Consider the following 19,476-nt stretch of genomic DNA (forward strand, 5'->3'; position numbering starts at 1 on the left):
TTTTTTAGAGATAAATTATTTTAATGAAATATTTGCTCCAAACACAAAAGAGCGTGTTAACGGATAATTATTGGTCCAATCTCCCGATCCGCGGGTTGCATAATCGTTTTCAGGATCCCATCCTATCCAATCGGTAAAGGTATATAGGTTTCTACCACTTGCATAAAGTGTTAAACTGCCAAGATGTAATTTTTCCATAATTTTTGGAGAAAAAACATAACTCACCGTTACATCTTTTATCCGTGTATAACTTGCATCTGATGCATAGCCATACCCTCTGGTATTGTTATAAGATAAAGCTGGGCGTGTTGTACTTGGGTTACTTGCTGTCCAATAGCCAATTTCGGCAGGTGTATTTCTTCTGCCTGTTTCATCTCCATAATTTAAATCAGTGTTATTTCTGGTGATGCCTTGTGCTGTTTGAATAAACACATTTAAATTCCAGTTTTTATAGTGGAAAGTATTGGTTAAACCACCTGTCCATTTTGGTGCACGTTGACCAATTATTTCGCGGTCTTTATCTGCAGTAATTACACCATCACCATTAAGATCTGCAAATTTTAAATCACCAGCTTTTGCTCCTGGATCTTGTTTTGATGCATCTTCGCCAGTTTGCCAAACACCAGTCATTCTATAATCATAAACAACACTAATTGGTTTGCCGATAAACCATCTGTTACCTAAATCATCTTTTCCATCTCCATAGAGATCAACGATTTTATTTTTGTTAGCAGTAAAATTTGCAGAAGTTTCCCATTTAAAATCTCCATTTGTAATGTTTTTAGTATTTATGGTTAGCTCAATACCTTTATTTTCTACTTTACCGAGGTTATCGAGAATTCTTGAATAGCCGGTTATAATCGGTAGACTTCTGTTTAGCAATAAATCTTTTGTTTTGCCACTATAAACATCAATCGTACCACTTACACGACCCCTAAATAATGAGAAGTCTACGCCCAAATTAGCCGTTGTTGTGCTTTCCCAGTGCAGGTTAGCATTCCCTAAATTATTAGGCGCAACACCAATAGTACTTAAACCGTTAAACGGCGAACGCAATGCACCCTCTGTGGTAATGGTTTGATAAACACTAACAGCCTCATTACCCGTTTTACCATAAGAACCTCTTAGCTTAAGGCTGCTTATGAATGGAACGTTTTTCATGAAATTTTCGTTACTAATGTTCCACCCTGCAGCTACCGAAGGGAATATCCCATATTTGGTCGTGTTGGCACCAAATACTGATGAACCATCGCGCCGTGCTGTAGCTGTAAATAAATAACGGCTATCATATGAATAATTAACCCTTACCATCTGAGAATTTAAACGATACTGGTCTGCATAAGAATCACTTGTTTGTGTTGCTCCCGCACTTAATCTATTGTATGAAAGCTCATCATTTACAAAACCTACAGCACCAGCCGTTGTACTGGTGTATTTTCTTTGCTGGGCACTATATAAACCAGTAAAATCGAAATGATGCTTTTGAATATCTTTTGTATAAGTAAGTATATTTTCTAATGTGTAGCTATTGGTTTGGGCGTAAAAAGTTCTGGCAGTACCGAGCATATCATTTGCTTTTCTACCTGTATAACTTGCATTATTTTCAGGAAAGAAAGTATAACCACCATTTAAGCGGTATTTTAGGCCTTTTAAAACGCCAGAGAACTTAACTTCAGCATAACCATTTCCATTTAAGTTGGTATTTCTGCTAATGCGGTCGGTAACTAAACCAAGCAAAGGATTGGTGTAAAGCTGTTCAGGATCCATCGGGTAGATTTTATATTCTCCTTTATCATTGTAAACCGGCGAATACGGGCTCATTGCTGTAGCAAAGAGTAAATTTGCTCTCCCTCCATCATAATTATTTCCGGTGAAAAACAGGGATGTACCCACAGTTAAATAATCGGTGATATTAACATCTAAATTAGACCTTAAACTGGTTCTGTTATATTGGTAACCTTTTACCGGGCCTTTTTGATCCAGGTAGCCACCAGAAATAAAATATTTCACATCTTGACTACCGCCAGAAATACTTAAATTATGATCTTGCATCACTCCGGTTTGTGTAACTTCTTTTACCCAATCGGTAGTTGTGCCTGAATTATAATAAGCAAGCTCTCCAAAATTCGGAACCGGGCTTGTTTGTGGCTGGTTTGTTTGTTTTAAATAATCAGCATATTTTTGAAGGTATTCTGTACCAGTTCTCGGCTCTAAAATATGGGCAATATTTTCTACCCCTGCGTAAGCATTGTACCTAATGGTAGGTTTGCCCGTATTTCCTCTTTTAGTGGTAATAAGAATAACCCCATTAGAACCATTGGTACCATAAATTGCGGTAGATGATGCATCTTTTAATATTTCTACCGAGGCAATATCGTTAGGATTGATATCGTTTAAGGAGCCTCCTGTTTTGCTCAATGGCACTCCATCTACAACCACAAATGGGCCTGTACCTGCAGTAATGGAATTTTGACCACGGATAGAAGCTGCCGGCTGGCTACCTGGAACGGATGAACCACTGGTAATATTTACACCAGCTACAGCACCCTGGATGGCCTGCAAAACATTGGTAACCGGAAGTTGTGATAAACGTTCTTTTGGAACAGATGCCACAGCACCTGTAATATCAGAACGTTTTTGGGTACCATAACCTACCACCACTACATCTTCCAGATTTTTGTTTTTATCTTCTGCAAGGGTGATGCTCAGTTGCGTTTCATTAGCGACTAATATAGTACTCGTTACATATCCCACAAAAGTAATCACTAAACTTTCTCCTTTTTGGGCTGATATTTTAAAGTTTCCGTTGGCGTCGCTGGCTACTACCCTGTTAGTTCCTTTAACGCTAATAGAGGCACCTGGAATGGGGTTACCCTGGTTATCTTTTACTTTTCCTGAAATTGAGATTTGAGCAGTGGTTTGCGCAATGGCATTGTTTGATTTACCTAAGGACAGGATCAAAGCAAACAAAAACATTACCGCATACTTAGATGTGTCTAGTAGTTTTCTTTTCATTTTTTATGATTATTTGGTTAGTTATTTAATTGAATCATTAATGTGATTCAAGGGTAGCTTAGCAAAAAAATATTTGTTAAACATTAATCTGACCTGATGTAGAAATTGTGCATGAATAGGGATGGATTGATTACAACAAAGTAACCATTTAAAGCCCTACGGAGTGAGGGGTAATACGGTAATAAGTAGGGGTTAAATTGTTACTTTCTGTTAAAATTTGGCCTTTCAACCCCTATTTTGAAGTTTTTTAAACGTTTAGTCTACGTTTAATTTTTTTATTGTATTTAAGATTGGTTGATCTATTGCCTTTAAAATATTCTGATCTGGCTTAATCAGTTCTAAAACGGCGATATCATTCTTGCCTTTTTTTAACCATTCTTGAGGGATATATAACGTTTGTTGTGGACCGATTGCCCAATACTTACCTAGGTTGTGCCCGTTAACCCAAACTACTCCTTTTCCCCAATCGGTCATATCTAAATAGGTATCCGCAACGGTAGAAATTTGAAACGATCCTTTTTGTAATGTTGGTCCGTTTCCAGTTTGTTTTGAAGGGGCAGCCTTTGCATTATAGCCATTAATATTATTAAAAGGGAAGCCATACATCGACCAGTTTTTAACCTCGGCGCCATCAAAAGTTACCTGTTCGGTAATTCCTTTTTTGTTTTCTAACAGATACTTTCCAAAGTTTATCCTGCCCATGTTTTCAACAAAAATATCAAGTTGTACTTCGCCTGCCGGAAGATCTAATGCCAAAGTATTTTGGTTTAGCCTGCGATCTAAAATACCTGCCCTTTTCTGGTTGATAAAAATCATCGCATAATCCCGTAGTTGTTTAATCTGAAGTTCGCCTTTTTTACCGCCCTTAATGGTAGTACGGTAGAGCACATAACCATAATCCTGGCTAAGATCCTCGAAAGTTAAAGGTGTTGCATTTTTTACTGCTTTTGGCAGCGCATTAAACAAAGCTACTTTACTCCCCAGTTTAAACGGTGCAATTGCAATACTTGGTTTAGCAGCCGGGATTGGCGGTAAACTTTGTCCTGCAGGAAGATGTTTTTGGATCACACTTCTAAAAGCGCTGAATTTTTCAGTTGCGTTTCCAGCCTCATTTAAAGGCGCATCGTAATCATAGCTACTGGTTTGTGGCTCGTAAGGTGAAATATCTTTATAGTTTGCCCCGTTCATAAAATCGCGGGTTGTACCGCCATGAAACATGTACATATTGATAGAAATGCCTGCTGCTAAAACAGAATCTAACTTTTTGGTGTATTGCGCTGCAGGAACAGTATGATGAGGTGTTCCCCACCAATCGAACCATGCAGGGTACCACTCAGCTATAAAATATGGGCCTTTTCCATTGTGGTTCTCATTTACCAACTGCCTAATTTTTGCCGGGTTATCGATTCCGTTTACGGCTGGCAGTAATCCGTCTAAATGTCCATCTTTTACATCTGCAGCAGGATCGCAGGTATAAAGCAATCCATCAAAACCTGCTTCGATAAACATTTTTCGGTTGATATCTAAATAATTTTTATCAGCAGCGTAAGAGCCGTATTCGTTCTCTACCTGTACCATAATAATATTACCACCATGGTTAATCTGCAATGGTGCCAACTGTTTCCCTACTTCAATAATATACTTCTTATACTCATCTAAATATTGTTTTTCGGTACTTCTTACTACAAGGCCTTTTTCGTTCTGTAGCCAATAAGGATAACCACCAAATTCCCATTCGGCACAAACGTAAGGACTTGGTCTTAAGATAACCCATAGCCCTTCTTGTTGAGCGATTTTTACAAATTCGGCAATGTTATTATTGCCCGAAAAATCGAATTTCCCTTTTTGCGGTTCGTGCAGATTCCAGAATACGTAGGTACCGATCGTATTTAGCCCCATTGCTTTGGCCATTTTCATCCGGGCACGCCAGGCCTCTTTTGGTACCCGCGGATAATGTAACTCCCCAGAGATAATCTGAAATGGTTTTTCATCTAATAGAAAGTCTGTTTCTCCTAGCTTAAACGTATGTTTAGCTTGCTGGCCAAAAGCTGATAAGGAGAAACATATCGCCACCAACCACAATAATTTTGCTTTCATTTTTTTAAAGTTGTTTTAAGATGACCCGAATTTTGGGCAAAAAGAATCCCGCTTGCGCATTTTTACGCAATTCATCATCTAGATTTATATAAAAATTTTGTTTTTTCTCTACTTTTTAAACACGCTCAGATCCCATTCATCTGCCCAGTTTATCGAAATTTTATCGTTCTCAAATTTGATTGGCAACCATAAGTAACGGCCATCAATGGCGTTTTTCGGTTCCCATTTATCGGCCATAAAAATAAATCCTCCTTTTTTGCCTGGTGCTGGCAATACATGCGTACTCTGCCCACCATAGGTTAGCTTAGCCCCTTCGCCCTGGCATGGATTCCCCATATAAGTCCAAGGCCCCCAGATGGAGCTTGCTTTGAACCATCTTGCCGGATTTGGTGCCCAGCCTGTACAGCCCGAACCAACCATGTAGTAAATTCCGTTTTTCTTAAACAAAGCTGGCGCTTCTGTTTGCTGTCCTACATAAATTCTAATAAATTTTCCGGTATGCCCTAAATAATCGGGGGTTAACTCAGCCAAATGCAGCGTAAAATTTTCTTCTGAAGAGAATATATGATAGGCTTTTCCATCATCGTCTACAAAAACGGTCATATCTCTCGCCATTTGTCCGCCAGGTAAATCCCTACAGAAAAAGCCATCGCTTTTATTGGCCGGTGTTTCGCAGTTAACCTTTTCTTTATCAGGAGTTCCTTCTGCATAGAAAGGCATTTTACCTGGATTGGGGCGGTAGCTCTTGATAAAAGTATATGGCCCTGTGGGGCGATCGGCTACGGCAACTCCCGATCTTGCTGCTGCATAACCTTTACCCAAAAGCTCGAGGTGGAACCACATCACAAACTTTTTGGTTTTCTTGTTGTATACCACTTTTGGTCGTTCCAGGATCGATCCTTTAGCAATATCACTTTTCAAATCTTCGGAAACCGGAAGTGCAATGCCTTCATCTTTCCAATTGTATAAATCTTTTGATGAGTAGCAATGCACGCCTACCTGTGCTGTATTGCCTTTTTCACCTTCAATCTTATGCTCACCAAACCAATAATAAACGCCTTTGTATTCGACAATACCCCCGCCATGGGCGTTAATATGAACACCTTTATCATCCTTCCAAAGTTTACCGGGAGTAAAAGAAGTGTATGTTTGTTGTGCTGAAACATAACTATTTAGCCCTAGACTGAAGGCGATAAATCCTAAAACAAAACTGATTCTCTTATTCATCATTTTAATTAAATAATTTTTAACGTTGCAAATACGGTAATTTACTTACATCTTTTCAATTGTATAACAACCTGCTTTTATTTTAAACTGGCACTGTGATCGTTTTCAAAATTCTCCCCACTCCAGATCTTTTGCGCACTCCATTTCTCCGCTGGGTTAGCCCAGAATGGGTCTGCTTCTGGCAAACCTAATGGCAAAAAGATATTTGAAGCAATGTACGGGCTGCCCTGGTTGTTATAAAAATCGCCAAGATTGGGCTGATCGCCATATAAACCGATGGTTAACCAACCATTTTTGTAGGTAGTAGGGCTCTCTAAAGTTTTTTTGATTACGGCGGTTAAAGCGCAACGTACCTGAGCAGAACTTAACTGTTTTGGTAATGCTTTTCTCAAGGCCATATCGGCCAAATGATGAAATACTGCACCACGATAAATGATGGAGCGGCCAGTTGCTGGGTAAGTGCCGTCGGTGTTGATTAATCTTTCCTGAATGATGGCATACCGTTCATTGCGCTTTTTAATCTTTTCGAACATCTCTTTATAACTGTTCGTTTTAGCGCCAATGATATTGGCCAAAGTAGCCAGATAAGGGTGAATAACATAACTATTGTAATAATCGAAAGCAAAGGATGTTCCATCGGCGTACATTCCATCGCCTGCGTACCATTGCTCCATTTGCTGTAGGGCATAATCAACACGCATTGGATCCCAGCTGTAACCGAACTTAGCCAGAAAAGCCTCGTTCATGGCAGAAAACAGTAACCAGTTAGAAAAAACAGGTTTGAATCTTCTGGTGGTAACGATCGATTTCATCATCAGGTCCTGATTTTTCTTATCGAGGTTTTCCCACAACCAAGGTGCACGTACCAAAGCCAATGCAACATAAGAAGCATCTACCAGTTGTTGCCCACCGATATCGAAATTCATAAAATCTTTAGCATTAGAATCTAAAGCATTTTTTAATCCTTGAATGGCCCACTCCCGGTACTGTTTCCTTAAAGCTACTTCTTCTGTCGAACCTCCTTCTAACTGCAACCATGGCGCAATGCCGCTTAAAACCCTACCCAAAACTTCTACATACTGTACTTTAATGCGGTGTTCTTTATTATCAATATGGATAGAAGTAACTTTTGGCATCGCAATACGCAGGCTGTCTTTAGCCAGGTTATACAAAACGGGCTTCACCATCTTATCCATCTGTTGCAACCAAAACTGCCGATCGGTTAAAACCGCATTTTTGGTATTCCTGGTTTTCTTTTGTGCAAATGCCGAACCACCTGCCAAGATGATCAATAAACCCGTAATCAAAATATTTTTAAGTCTCATTTTTTCCTGTAAAAATTAATTTTTGTTTGATAATTGGCGATACATTTCGCACCCCGCCAATAAAAAGGCACCTACTCCGAAATTCGAGGTAGAATTTACATCAACCACCTGACCTGGAATGGCTTTCTCTCCTATAGGCTGTACATACCCCAGTTTACCGTTAGGCTGTAATGCAGTTTTAGCTAAATATCCCCACGCTTTTTGTGCTGCAGGTAAATATTTTTTTTCTTTTAAATAACCGTTGTTTATCCCCCATAACAAACCATAAGTAAAAAAGGCTGTCCCACTGGTTTCTGGCCCAGGGGCATGCTGTGGATCGAGGATACTTCTGGTCCAATAGCCTTCTGGCTGCTGGCTTTTAACAATTGCTTTGGCCATATTCTGGTACTTGCTTAGGTATTCGTTCCGATGTGGATCGTTAAGGGGCAGATCTTTTAACACTTTTGCCAAACCTGCAAATACCCAACCATCGCCCCTTGCCCAAAAATCTTTTTTACCATTTACACTTTTATGTTTTGGATAAACGTATTTGGCATCCCGGTAATAAAGTTTTTCCTTTTTATCGTACATGATGCTGTTGGCATACATAAAATATTCGTAAAGTTTATCCAGGTATTTTTGATCGCCAGTTACTTTATATAGTTTGGTCATAACAGGCATTACCATGTATAAACCATCGGCCCACCACCAATAATCGTTATTGGGTGTGCTCATTTCGTATTCAATTACCTCTTTTGCCCTTGCAATTTTATATTCTTCGGGTTTTAAGTGGTATAAATCGATATAGGTTTGAAAACAGATCTGCCAATCGCCAAACAGTACATACTCATCAGTTTCGCCATATTTATATTTCCAGTTGGATTTATCAGTTGATTTTGCGCCCATCCATTTGTTATAAACGGCCCAATCTTCTGAATACTTACGGTAAGTTTCGTTCTTCGTAATTCCATAAACCTCCATGTTTCCGGTATGGTATGCAGCATGATCCCAAAAAGCACGTACTTCTGGTTTATTATTACTTTGCCAGTAGGCATTTGCACGACCGATCATTTCGAGTACTTCCTCTTTTGAAGTTGAAGTTTGTGCATTTACAGCAGTGCTGATAAAAAACAACAAGAAGAAAAGCGCTTGATACAATTTTAAATTCATTAGTGTATTGGTTTAATGCCGTTTACGGTTGGTACTACAGGTTTAATGGTTCCATCAGTATTAAATTCCATTTTATCGATACAAACCTCGCGGTTGTAGCCTGCAGCACTTCCCATTGAGATTCCTTTTGGTCGGGTAAAACGATGGTAAACCATATACCATTCATCTTTTCCGTTAACTTTGATTACACTGTTGTGCCCTGTTCCGTAAATACCTTGTGTTACATCTTTTGCCAGAATCAGATTATTTTCCGGAATGGTTATTTTTCCTGTAGGCGAATCAGAAAAGCCATAACGTACCCTATAATTTTCGCTCCGGGTATCATCTTCAGACCATAAAAAATAATACTTTCCATTACGATAAAAAACTTCGGTACCTTCTCTAAAACCATTGTTTGGTGTAATAACTTTAATCTCATTGGTATCAATCGAAATCATATCTTCATTTAATGGTGCAACGGCCATGTAACCATTCCCCCAATATAGATAACTTTTATTGGTTTTAGGATCGTTAAATACATCAGGATCAATCTCCTGCCCGCCTTTAATTCCTTTTTGTTTGCTTGAAATTAAAGCCTTACCACTATCTTTGAACGGACCGGACGGATGATCAGCAACAGCAACTCCAATTTTCTGTGCTGCTGTGAAATAATAGAAATACTTATAAGCACCGTTTACTTTCTTTTCGATAATGGTAGGCGCCCAGGCATTCTTTTTCGCCCAAGAAACATCTTTTTCAAGGTCTAATATTTTACCTTCATCTGTCCAGTTAACGAGGTCAGTTGATGAAAAACTTTTAAAATAGGTACCACTCCAGTTATTAAAACCATCGCTGGTTGGATAGATGTAATATTTACCTGTTTTATTGGAATATAAAATTTCCGGATCTGCGTAATAACCTTTTAAAACTGGGTTCTTGGCTACAGCAACACTTACCGAATAAGTTTTAGGTTGTTGATGGGCAATACCTACTTTAATTTTTACAGGGCCTTTAGTAAAATCTAATTTTCCTTTTGGTGTGATACTGATTTGATTAAAGGTATTAAACTGCGGATCAAAAGCTTTTAAATCAGTCCCATAATTTACAGGCAGATAAAGTTTTTGGTTCACGCTATCTAAAACAATATTATTTTGGTTGATTGCCTTATTCTGTGCGCTTTGCAAAACAGATTCGACAGTATACCACTGATTGAGCAACCGGTTTAGCTCTTGTTGATTAATAGGCAAAATAGTTCCGTGCCTTGGGTGAAAATCCATGGTAATATCTTGATCTACTACACTAAAATTTGCCAGATCTTTGCTTTTGGTAAACTGATAGCGGCCTTTCATATATACATCGTACATCAGGATATATTCGTCGCTATGGTTCAATTTAAAAACACCAGCTCCTTCTACAGCCTCTTTTGTCTGTTGTAAATATTTATCCTGCTGCACATAACCTGTGGTGAGCTGATCGGAAACTGCTTTTTTTATGCCGTTGCCATTTCCTTCTGTTTTAAAGAATAAATTGTATTTCCCTTTATCGTAAATAATGTCGCCATCAATACAAGAACCATTAGTTGGGCTAAAAAAGAGCTGTTTTGGAGCTGTTTCCAGATCTGTAAAGCCTGCGTTGGCGTAGGCATAATAGATTTTATCGGGATCATTTCCATGTTTCATCGACCAGTAAACCATATATTTTTTGGCAGTTTTATCGTAAATGGTCTGCGGAGCCCAAACCCGAAGCAGGTTTTCATTATTTGGAAAACGTTTTTGAATATTGATTACACTTGATGTCCAGTGGATCAGATCATTCGATTTCAACAATACCATTGCCCTGTTCGAGTTCCAGCCATTGGCCGAAACCATATCGGTAGCCACCATGTAAAAGGTTTTGCCGTCTTCGCCACGCAAAATATGTGGATCGCGTATACCACCAGTACTACTGATCTTTTCGGAAGAAATGACTGGATTGTTATTGTTTAAAGCCTTGTAATGGTAACCATCGGTGCTCACTGCAAAACGGATTGCTTCTTCTGCTTTCGAATTTCCGGTAAAATAGGTAAATAAATAAGCTATGTTTTCTTTTGATTCGGCTATGCGGCCAATGCGTTTTTTAGGTTGTGCGATTATCGTACTTGATAAAAATATCAACAATAAAAGAATACTATATTTTGTTAATTGATGCTTCATTTCCTGGTAATTCGGTTTATTTTTTAGGTTTCCAATCCAATACCTGCACCTGGGTTGGTACCTGATTTGCTTTCCCTTCGCCATCTATCTGGGTAACATTTTGCAGAAACAGGCTCAACATCCTTTTATTTTTCCAAAGTTCGGTATCGTAAGTGGGTTCCCAATCGCCCATACTTGTTTCGGTAAGGTCTTTAATTTTCCAGTTTTCCGATCCAAGATGATCGTTTAAAGCAATAGATGCCTTGTTTCCACGTTCAGCATCCCTAAACAATAAACCGGCAGCATAATGTCCGCCATTTGACCATACAATAATCTGTGGCCGCGAAATTGGAATCTGTTTTGTACCAGTACCACTTAAGCTAAAAGCCGTTTTTCTAAAATTAAGGTTGCTTACTTCCCAATGGCCATCTGTTTTAAAAACGAGGTGATATTGAGGACCGGTTTCATTCGACCCACGCCAATAACCAGCAATAAATACCTTGCCTTTGGCATCGGCAAACATTGATGTCTGGTTAATCAGCTCACTTTTTTGCGGAATTTTAAGTGCATATTCTGCATTAGCGGCAGTAATGGGAAGACTATATTTTTCATTGGTAGATTTTAACCAGGTTAAACCTCCATCAGTTGATTTGGCATAACATAAATCATGGTTACTGGCTACATCAGGGCTTTCGCGCCACACCCACGATAAATGGATGGTGCCAACCTGATCTACGGCTACCTGCCAATATGCATTTCGCTGTCCTTCGCCATCAATCATCCCATCCTGTACACGTGTCCATTTTTTGGTCTTCAAACTATAATGGTTTATCATCAGGTTTCCGTTTCCAGAGCCACCATCGCGGTAAAAAAATAAGAGATCGCCATTGGCCAGCTTATAAAACTCAGGATAACTGACCTTATTTTCCTTTGCAGAAAGCATAACTTCTTTATTCCCTAAGGTTAATGAACCTGCTGAAACTGATTTGGCATAGTTTAGATTGTTATTATGCTGGCCCCAGGCAATATGAAGGAAACCATCACCATCTACCATGATACTAATTGATTTATGAGCGTCGGTGGCATCGCCTTTATAGGGCGTGGTAACTAATATCCAACGGGTTGAACCGATTTTGCGTTTGGCCAATACCACATTTTGTTCGTGATCATAATAAGCGGCATACTGGCTATCATTAAAGCTGATTAAAGAATTTTTACGAAAAATAACAGTATTTACCGAGTTGTTTGCCCAGCCATTATTGGCAATGGTACTCAGTTGTGTTTCTTGTGCAACACTCATCAGGTTAATACCGATGAATGTGCAGATTAGAAATATACTTTTATTTAGGGATTGATACATTATTCGGTTTAGGCTGCTCGGTTTCTTACATTTAATGAAGCCGAAGTACCGAAATTTTTAAGCTTTACACAGGGGGCTAAATCATACTTTGCAGGGGGCGTTTTAAGATAAACGCCTTTAAAAGCCAAAATAGCGTAACTTTTATGTTGTGGCATTAATATTATAGTATTTATGAAAACTTTTTCGGTGTTTCTTTATAAATTCTGATGGCGTTAATTTAAACAACTTTTGAAACTGTTCTCTAAAGTATTTACTATCATTTATACCTACTCTAAAGGCAGCTTCGTTAATATTTAAATTGGTATTGATTAACAGTTCGGCAGCCTTTCTTAGTCTGATAAAACGGATAAAACCATTTATAGACTGACCTGAAGTGGCCTTGATCCTTTTATAGAGATTAGAATGGCTCATTCCAAGATCAGATGCCAGTGTTTTTACGTTAAAACTGTCTTCCATCAGGTTTTCTTCTATAATGGTAATGCACTTTTGAAGAAAACCCTTATCCTCCTGAGACACTTTATGGGCATCACTTTTCAAGGTAATTTCATTGTAGAAATAAGACTGAAGATTGGTCCTGTTTTTAATAATGCTATTAATTTTGGCTGTAAAAAGCTCCTTGTCGAAGGGTTTACTGATAAAATCGTAGGCACCAACTTCGATTCCCTTAAGTTTTACCTCCGGACTAGGGTCGCCGGTTAACAGAATTACCGGAATATGGCTTAAGGCAGAATCCTCCTTAATCGCCTTACAGAGTTCGATACCATTAAGACCATCCATGTTTACATCAGATATTACGATATCAGGCAAATATTCTTTACAAAGTTTCAGCCCATCTGTACCATTTTCGGCCTTGTAAATTTTGAAATTATCCTGAAAAATATGCTTGATGTAATCAATAATTTCAGGGTTATCATCAATAACCAAAATCGAGTGTAAATCTGAAATGAGCAATTCGAGGTTGCCCACATTCTCGGCATCGTTATTTTCTGCTTCTTCCTCTTGCGCAATGAGCTCGTTTACATAGGTTAATTCGTTTTGGAAAACACCACTTTGCTGCAAGTTTGGCTCCCCAACCGGAATATCGATCAAAAATATGGTACCCATCCCCTGGTTGGAACGGAATGAAATTTTCCCTTTATGCAATTCTACAAAGTTTTTGGCCAGGTAAAGACCAATGCCGAAACCCATCTTCAGCGATTCGTTCGACATTACTTTATAAAATTTATCGAACAACTTTTCACCTACATGTGCCGGTATGCCCGGACCACTATCGCTCACCTCAATCTGCACCCGCATACCAAGGGTTTTAACACTAAATTTCACAAAGCCGCCTTTTGGGGTGAATTTAAGTGCGTTAGAGAGCAGGTTAAAGAAAACAATTTCGAGTTTGTCTTTATCTGCATAAATATCCAATTCTTCTTCCTCACACTCAAAAGTATATTCGATATGGTTCTGCTTTGCCAAATAATTAAAGCAGAGGAAAATCTCGTTTGTAAATTTGTAGAGGTTGATCCTTACAATCTTCAAAGCGTCGTTCTCACTTTCCGTTTTTCTAAATAGTAATAACTGATCTACCAGGCTTAACAAACGCCTCGAATTGCGGTAAACAACATTTAAATCGTTCTTCTCTTGCCCTGGGTCTTTTTTATGGATAATATCTTTAATCGGATTAACAATTAAGGTTAGCGGCGTTCTCAGCTCGTGCGAAATATTGGTGAAGAAATTCAGTTTTTTCTCATTCAGGTCTTTTTCACGCTCCATTTTAAGGTTGGTAATTTCTACTTCGTGTTTTAATCTTCTCTGGCGATTGCGATAGGTTTGAAAAAGATAAAACAGGGAAGACCCTATAATGAGGTAAATGGCATAGACCCACCAGGTACGGTACCACGGTGGTAAAATCTTAATTATTACAATCTTTTCATTGTTGCTCCAAGCACCTTCCGTATCAGTACTTTTAATGTGCAGTTTATATTCACCTTCATTTAACCTGGAATAATAGGCTGTGCTTAATTTGTTTACATAATTCCAGTCTCTATCCCAACCTTCCAGGTAATAGGCGTAAGAAATCTGATCCTGAAAAGAGAATTCTATTGCTGCGTAATCCATAGAAATCACCGCAGCACTAAATGGGATTTCTATGCGTGCTAAATTAACAACAGAGATATCGTTATAACCTGAATCCTGATCGAGCGGAATATTATTGATCCTAAAATCGGTCAGCACCATTTTTGGTATCCGTTTATTTTTCTTAATGCTATCGGGCGAAAACAAGTTGAAGCCACCAATTCCACCAAACAAAAAGTTACCGTTTGCAAGTTTTAATGCAGCATTATAATTAAACTGATTGCTCTGTAGGCCATCGGTAGCATAATAGTTTTTAAAGCTGTTGTGTGCAACATCAAATTTTGACAAACCATTATAAGTACTACACCATAAATTACCTTGGGCATCCTGAAGGATATTGAGCACCGAATTACTTGGTAATCCATCGCTCTGAATGTACCGCTTTATTTTTTTTGTTTCCGGATCAAAAAGCAATAAACCTCCGCCTTCGGTGCCGATCCATATTTGATGATTAAAATCTTCCTGAATGGCCCTAATGGCAAAATTAATCTTCGTATAACGATGCTTTTTGTTTATTGGATCGATTTCGATCAGTTCGGTATAGTTACCTGCCCAAAGCCTGCCTTTCGAATCCTGGAACAAGCTGTGGATATCCTTTAGTTTATGGTCAAAAAGTTCAAATTTATCGGCGCTTTTATTGTAACGGTACAATGCACCACCTTTTGTGGTACCTACCCAAATATTTTGCTGTTTGTCTTGATAAAGCTTCCAAATATTAATGTCATCAACGCCTTTATAGGTATTATAACAGTTATAGTGGACAAACTTACCTGTTGTTTTATTAAAACGATCTATCCCGCCGCTAAAACTGGCCACCCAAATATTATGATCTGCATCGTTTAAAATACTGGTAACGAAATTACTTGTTAAAGAGTTTGGATCGCCGGTTTTGGCATAATTAGCAAAAGTATTTTGCTTTCTGTTCCAAACACTTAAACCGCCTCCATCAGTCCCGATCCAAATATTTCTGTTTTCATCTTCGCCAAAGGAGAGTACAAAATTGTCAATTAAGGAATTGCTTTTTAATGGATCATGTTTAATAGTGGTAAACTGCTCGTTTTCTGGGTCGATGATGTTAACCCCACCACGTAAGGTTGCAATCCACTTTCTAGATTCGCGGTCTTCGTAAACCTGGGCAACAGAATTACTGCTCAGTAAGCCTTTTTCTTTTCCTGCAGATAGGTAATTTGTTTTTTTATTTTTTGTATTATAAACAGCAATTCCTCCCCCATCAGTCGAAATCCAGAGTTTTTGTTGCCGATCAAACAACAAACTCATAATATTTTCATTGCTTAAATGCTGGTTAAACCTGGTGAGGCTACTATTGGCTTTATCCAATTGAAAAAGTCCGTGCTCTGTTCCAACCCAGAGTGTTTGGTTAGTGCCTTTTGCAATGCATGTTACAGAGCGTATGGCAGCAGTTACTAAACGAAGTTTATGTTTATCATTATCATACCTGCAAAGCCCTACATCTTTTATAAAAAGCCATAGGGTTTCTTGTTCATCAATATATAAAGCCTTTACAGTGAAATCGAATTTTTTGCCATATGGGATCCGTTCTGCTATGCTGCTATTCTTTTCGAGCATAAACAGGCCTTTTTCTTCAGTAGCCACATAAACAGCTAAAGCCTTACTTACTGCAATGGAATTAATAGCATAACTTACCTCTTTTTTTCTTCCCTTGTTTAGATATATCAATTGATGAAACTTGGAATCGGCATAATCATAATAAGAAATGCCCTTTTGCGTACCTACCCAAACCCTGTTTTTAGCATCACCATTCAGTACCGTAATATGGTTATTTACTAATGAATGTTCATCTCCCCAGCCATTTCTAAAAACCTTAAAATGATAGCCATCGTAACGGTTTAATCCATCATAGGTACCCATCCACATAAACCCAAAATGATCTAAATACAAAGAGTTTACCACATTATTAGACAGGCCACTTTCTACCCCCAAATATTTAAGGCGAATAGTTGAAGACTGGGCAAAACAAACAACTGCGCCCATCCATAAAAAAAATATGAAGCAAACAGTTTTTTTCTGAATAAGGAGCATAGAGAAACCGTACCGTGGTATGCATGGCAGGAAACGAATATACATATTTTCCTAAAACTCAGCTATCGGCAATTGTTTAGGATTAAATAGTAAAAATCGTAAGATTTCTCTTACAATAAGGCAGCACTCTCCTGTCCTATTTTGATATTTTCCACCTATATATCAACAACTCGTCTACAATACCTACTCATTTACAGACAGAAACCGTATTATTTATTATTACACATAAACGTGAATTGCATATTTTGACACAAAAATCCTATCTAAAAAAAATATATTGGTTTATTTTTGTTAGTATGACACATATTGATGCATTGACTCCCATCCACAGACTAGAACAACTCAAAGTTGGCGATCTTATTTCTGACACATGGGGCAGTTCTGGCGCCATTAAAACCATTGAAGTTTTAAGAAGCAAAACTTCTTTAACCTACTATTTCAGAATCAAATCAGGCAAACTGATCTTGGCTTTAAGATAACAATTTACTAAAATCCTGTTAGCGACTGAGATGATCATGTAGCCTACCAACTATTCGGTCAATTATTTAAATCCCTAAACTTAAATGTTAGCTATTTAACATCAGAATGCCCAAGGTTCAAGGTTGGATTCACTTCATCACGAATAAGCTGTTTTAACTCTTTAATTTCAGGAAAGCGTTGCATCTGCTTTCTATCGAAAATTAGTTTCTCGCTAACATGAACAGTAAAAACGCCCGATGTTTCACTTGGAATTAAAGTTACCCCCTTTATCTCGTCTACAAAAGTGGTTAAAATTTCTTGTGCCATGTAAGCCGAACGTAACATCCAGCCACATTTGGGACAATAGGTTATATTAACAAGTGCTTTCTCCATTTTTATTTTTTTACAAGGGTACAAAAAATATCGAGGGATGGAAAATGGAGATGTTAAATGGCTGTTGAAACCAATTAAGCATGGTCAGATGTCTCTTCTCTTTTGTTCTTTGCTGTAAAACACTTTGTTATTAATTTCGGATCAGACAAACAACATTGAACAAAATGAACTAAACAAGTTCACTGCTCAAAATGTTGTCAAAAGAGAAAAGGGTAGCCACATCCATGTTTACCCCTTTCCAATTACTCCCGTGTTAGAGGAACTATAATTACACCAATGAGGCAATTTTTGTTTGCTTTATCTAGATAATCATACACCTTTAGCCTGAAAAACAGATATAAAAATTGCTGTTTTCTAATTTAGTTTTCTTTTAAATTTCTGCTCAAATCACCTCTAATTTTGTCTTTAATGGCCACTTAAATTGTACGTACGGGCAGTTATTTTTATAAAAAATTAAAGCGCCATGGATTTTAAGAATACTTTAACTGCCAGTATTCAGATATATAAGCCCATTAATCTGGTTTGGAAAATCTGGAATGAGCCTGAACATATTGCCAAGTGGAATGCGCCATCAGACGAATGGATCAATAAGAAAATTGAAAATAACCTGGTAGAAGGAGGTGGTTTTTTATACGTTATGGCTAAAAAGGACGGATCCGAAAATTTTGATTTTAAAGGAACTTACACCGAAATTATTGAGCATGAGCGACTTGCTTATACCTTAGACGACGGTAGGAAAAGCATGATCACCTTTACAGGAAATAATCCAGTTACACTTATCGAAATCTTTGAACCCGTTGCAGGTCTTGATTTGACCATGCAACAGGAATTCTGTCAATCAGGACTTAACCAGCTTAAAGCATATGCTGAACAGATTACTTAAAATGGCTTCAAGCTCTAATACAGAACCGGCTTCCCTACGATTTAGGTACCATTATCAGGTTTAAGCGAATATTAACCGATTATGATCAGATAAAAGCTATTCCAATGTTACAGGCACACTATTTACCCATGGATAAGAACAGGTTTCGCTTTCCTGGGCTTTTTCCTTTTCTTCCACCAGATGATAAAACCTGTAATTGGCAAACTCGCTGCAACCAAAGCTGCTAAAAAAGAAAGAATTTTATTTGGAAGGCCCAAAAGTCTGCCCGTATGCAGATCGTAATTGGTGGCTTCTATTAAATCGGCGCCGTTAAAATCCTTATACAGCTTAGCTCTAGTCATTGTGCCTGTAGCCTCCTCATAAAAAAAGGTATTCTGGTTGCGTGCCCAACGGTACGGATAGATCATCCTTAACCGCAGTTCACCTTTACCACGCAACGAAAGACTAGTGGAAATAGCTCCTGGATATTTAACTTTTGTTTCGGTATAAATTTTATTGTAACGTGCAGGTATGGAATCGATATGCGTAGGTTTGGCTAAAACGATGGCTTTGCCTTGCCCTAATTTACTCCCGGTAAAAAAGCTGGCTGCATTTTTTACACTTTTAAAAGCGAAATACAAACCACTCAAAGCGGTAATCAATAGCACAACTGATGCATAAAAGCCTAATACGTTGTGTAAATCGTAATTTAACCGTTTAAATGAAGCTTTTCTTTTAATGGTTAACGATTGTTTTAATAACCGCATTTGGCCAGGAAACCAGAGTATCAGTCCCGTTATCAGCATCAGCACGAAAATAATCACCGACCACTGCATAATAAACTCTCCAGTTTTACCTAGCAATAGGGAGGTATGGATATGTTCTACAACCTGGAGCCAATCTTCGCCACCCTTTTTTACTAATGTGGCATCGTAGGGGTTAAAATAGTAAACCATCCCCTTTTTACTGGTAATTTCTACCGTAGCGTTTGAAAACCCATCTTCAATTCTGATCAGCCTTAACTGGTCGTTGGGCGATAATTTTTCAAAGTTGGAAATGATTTGATCTAAACCTACAAAAGGCTTCTGTTGAAGCCCTACGTAGCGGAAATCTTTTTGTGTAAAATCTCTGATCTCTTCTTCAAAGATATACAGCGCGCCAGTTACACTAATAATAAATACCACCAGGCCAGTCGCCAGGCCGAGCCAGAGATGAATGTTCCTGATGGTATTTTTAAAATTCCTGCTCTTCATT

Annotated in this window: 12 protein-coding genes; 2 read left to right on the top strand and 10 right to left on the bottom strand. The window is 38.2% G+C overall.

Annotated features, from left to right (window positions below; genetic code table 11):
• Positions 1 to 15 precede the first annotated feature (15 nt).
• From EYS08_RS14975 to EYS08_RS15010, 8 genes are all read right to left on the bottom strand, one after another.
• Positions 16 to 3,015 (bottom strand): SusC/RagA family TonB-linked outer membrane protein, encoded by a 3,000-nt coding sequence (locus EYS08_RS14975; protein ID WP_131030810.1) that lies wholly within the window; start codon positions 3,013 to 3,015, stop codon positions 16 to 18.
• Positions 3,016 to 3,270: 255 nt separating this feature from the next.
• Positions 3,271 to 5,112, bottom strand: a complete 1,842-nt coding sequence (locus EYS08_RS14980; RefSeq protein ID WP_131030811.1) for a glycoside hydrolase family 35 protein — start codon at positions 5,110 to 5,112, stop codon at positions 3,271 to 3,273.
• 108 nt (positions 5,113 to 5,220) lie between these two features.
• Positions 5,221 to 6,342 carry a glycoside hydrolase family 43 protein gene (locus EYS08_RS14985; RefSeq protein WP_208745864.1) on the bottom strand — a complete coding sequence of 374 codons (1,122 nt, stop codon included), beginning with the start codon at positions 6,340 to 6,342 and terminating at the stop codon, positions 5,221 to 5,223.
• Between the two features lie 74 nt (positions 6,343 to 6,416).
• Positions 6,417 to 7,664 carry a DUF2264 domain-containing protein gene (locus EYS08_RS14990; protein WP_131030812.1) on the bottom strand — a complete coding sequence of 416 codons (1,248 nt, stop codon included), beginning with the start codon at positions 7,662 to 7,664 and terminating at the stop codon, positions 6,417 to 6,419.
• 15 nt (positions 7,665 to 7,679) lie between these two features.
• Positions 7,680 to 8,813, bottom strand: coding sequence for a glycoside hydrolase family 88/105 protein (locus tag EYS08_RS14995; RefSeq protein WP_131030813.1), 1,134 nt, complete (start codon positions 8,811 to 8,813; stop codon positions 7,680 to 7,682).
• Positions 8,813 to 10,984, bottom strand: coding sequence for a family 43 glycosylhydrolase (locus EYS08_RS15000; protein ID WP_131030814.1), 2,172 nt, complete (start codon positions 10,982 to 10,984; stop codon positions 8,813 to 8,815). The genes EYS08_RS14995 and EYS08_RS15000 overlap by 1 nt, the downstream gene beginning before the upstream one ends.
• A 16-nt stretch (positions 10,985 to 11,000) precedes the next feature.
• On the bottom strand, positions 11,001 to 12,263 hold the full coding sequence (locus tag EYS08_RS15005) for a BNR repeat-containing protein (RefSeq protein ID WP_131030815.1): 1,263 nt from the start codon (positions 12,261 to 12,263) through the stop codon (positions 11,001 to 11,003).
• A gap of 201 nt (positions 12,264 to 12,464) precedes the next feature.
• Positions 12,465 to 16,460, bottom strand: a complete 3,996-nt coding sequence (locus EYS08_RS15010; protein ID WP_165456472.1) for a two-component regulator propeller domain-containing protein — start codon at positions 16,458 to 16,460, stop codon at positions 12,465 to 12,467.
• A gap of 344 nt (positions 16,461 to 16,804) precedes the next feature.
• Between EYS08_RS15010 and EYS08_RS15015 the strand changes: the two genes are divergently transcribed.
• A complete protein-coding gene (locus EYS08_RS15015; protein ID WP_131030817.1) occupies positions 16,805 to 16,987 on the top strand; it encodes a hypothetical protein in 183 nt (60 codons plus the stop codon).
• A gap of 91 nt (positions 16,988 to 17,078) precedes the next feature.
• Here EYS08_RS15015 and EYS08_RS15020 read toward each other — a convergent pair whose 3' ends face one another.
• Entirely contained in the window at positions 17,079 to 17,360 is a 282-nt protein-coding gene (locus tag EYS08_RS15020; protein ID WP_131030818.1) for a SelT/SelW/SelH family protein, read from the bottom strand.
• Positions 17,361 to 17,823: 463 nt separating this feature from the next.
• Between EYS08_RS15020 and EYS08_RS15025 the strand changes: the two genes are divergently transcribed.
• Complete coding sequence (locus EYS08_RS15025; protein ID WP_131030819.1) at positions 17,824 to 18,243, top strand: SRPBCC domain-containing protein; 420 nt, start codon at positions 17,824 to 17,826, stop codon at positions 18,241 to 18,243.
• A 122-nt stretch (positions 18,244 to 18,365) separates the two neighbouring features.
• On the opposite strand, the gene EYS08_RS15030 is transcribed toward EYS08_RS15025, so the two are convergent.
• Positions 18,366 to 19,475 carry a PepSY-associated TM helix domain-containing protein gene (locus EYS08_RS15030; RefSeq protein WP_131030820.1) on the bottom strand — a complete coding sequence of 370 codons (1,110 nt, stop codon included), beginning with the start codon at positions 19,473 to 19,475 and terminating at the stop codon, positions 18,366 to 18,368.
• Position 19,476 lies beyond the last annotated feature (1 nt).

This window comes from Pedobacter kyonggii (assembly GCF_004310665.1).
In the GTDB taxonomy this organism is placed as follows: Bacteria; Bacteroidota; Bacteroidia; order Sphingobacteriales; family Sphingobacteriaceae; genus Pedobacter; species Pedobacter kyonggii.

What these genes read in the sequence shown, in the direction of transcription:
- EYS08_RS14995 (WP_131030813.1), bottom strand. Translation starts at nt 8,813, where the DNA reads ATGAATTTAAAATTGTATCAAGCGCTTTTCTTCTTGTTGTTTTTTATC.
- EYS08_RS15025 (WP_131030819.1), top strand. Translation starts at nt 17,824, where the DNA reads ATGGATTTTAAGAATACTTTAACTGCCAGTATTCAGATATATAAGCCC.
- EYS08_RS14975 (WP_131030810.1), bottom strand. Translation starts at nt 3,015, where the DNA reads ATGAAAAGAAAACTACTAGACACATCTAAGTATGCGGTAATGTTTTTG.
- EYS08_RS14985 (WP_208745864.1), bottom strand. Translation starts at nt 6,342, where the DNA reads ATGATGAATAAGAGAATCAGTTTTGTTTTAGGATTTATCGCCTTCAGT.
- EYS08_RS15005 (WP_131030815.1), bottom strand. Translation starts at nt 12,263, where the DNA reads ATGAGTGTTGCACAAGAAACACAACTGAGTACCATTGCCAATAATGGC.
- EYS08_RS15020 (WP_131030818.1), bottom strand. Translation starts at nt 17,360, where the DNA reads ATGGAGAAAGCACTTGTTAATATAACCTATTGTCCCAAATGTGGCTGG.
- EYS08_RS14980 (WP_131030811.1), bottom strand. Translation starts at nt 5,112, where the DNA reads ATGAAAGCAAAATTATTGTGGTTGGTGGCGATATGTTTCTCCTTATCA.
- EYS08_RS15030 (WP_131030820.1), bottom strand. Translation starts at nt 19,475, where the DNA reads ATGAAGAGCAGGAATTTTAAAAATACCATCAGGAACATTCATCTCTGG.
- EYS08_RS15000 (WP_131030814.1), bottom strand. Translation starts at nt 10,984, where the DNA reads ATGAAGCATCAATTAACAAAATATAGTATTCTTTTATTGTTGATATTT.
- EYS08_RS15015 (WP_131030817.1), top strand. Translation starts at nt 16,805, where the DNA reads ATGACACATATTGATGCATTGACTCCCATCCACAGACTAGAACAACTC.
- EYS08_RS15010 (WP_165456472.1), bottom strand. Translation starts at nt 16,460, where the DNA reads ATGGGCGCAGTTGTTTGTTTTGCCCAGTCTTCAACTATTCGCCTTAAA.
- EYS08_RS14990 (WP_131030812.1), bottom strand. Translation starts at nt 7,664, where the DNA reads ATGAGACTTAAAAATATTTTGATTACGGGTTTATTGATCATCTTGGCA.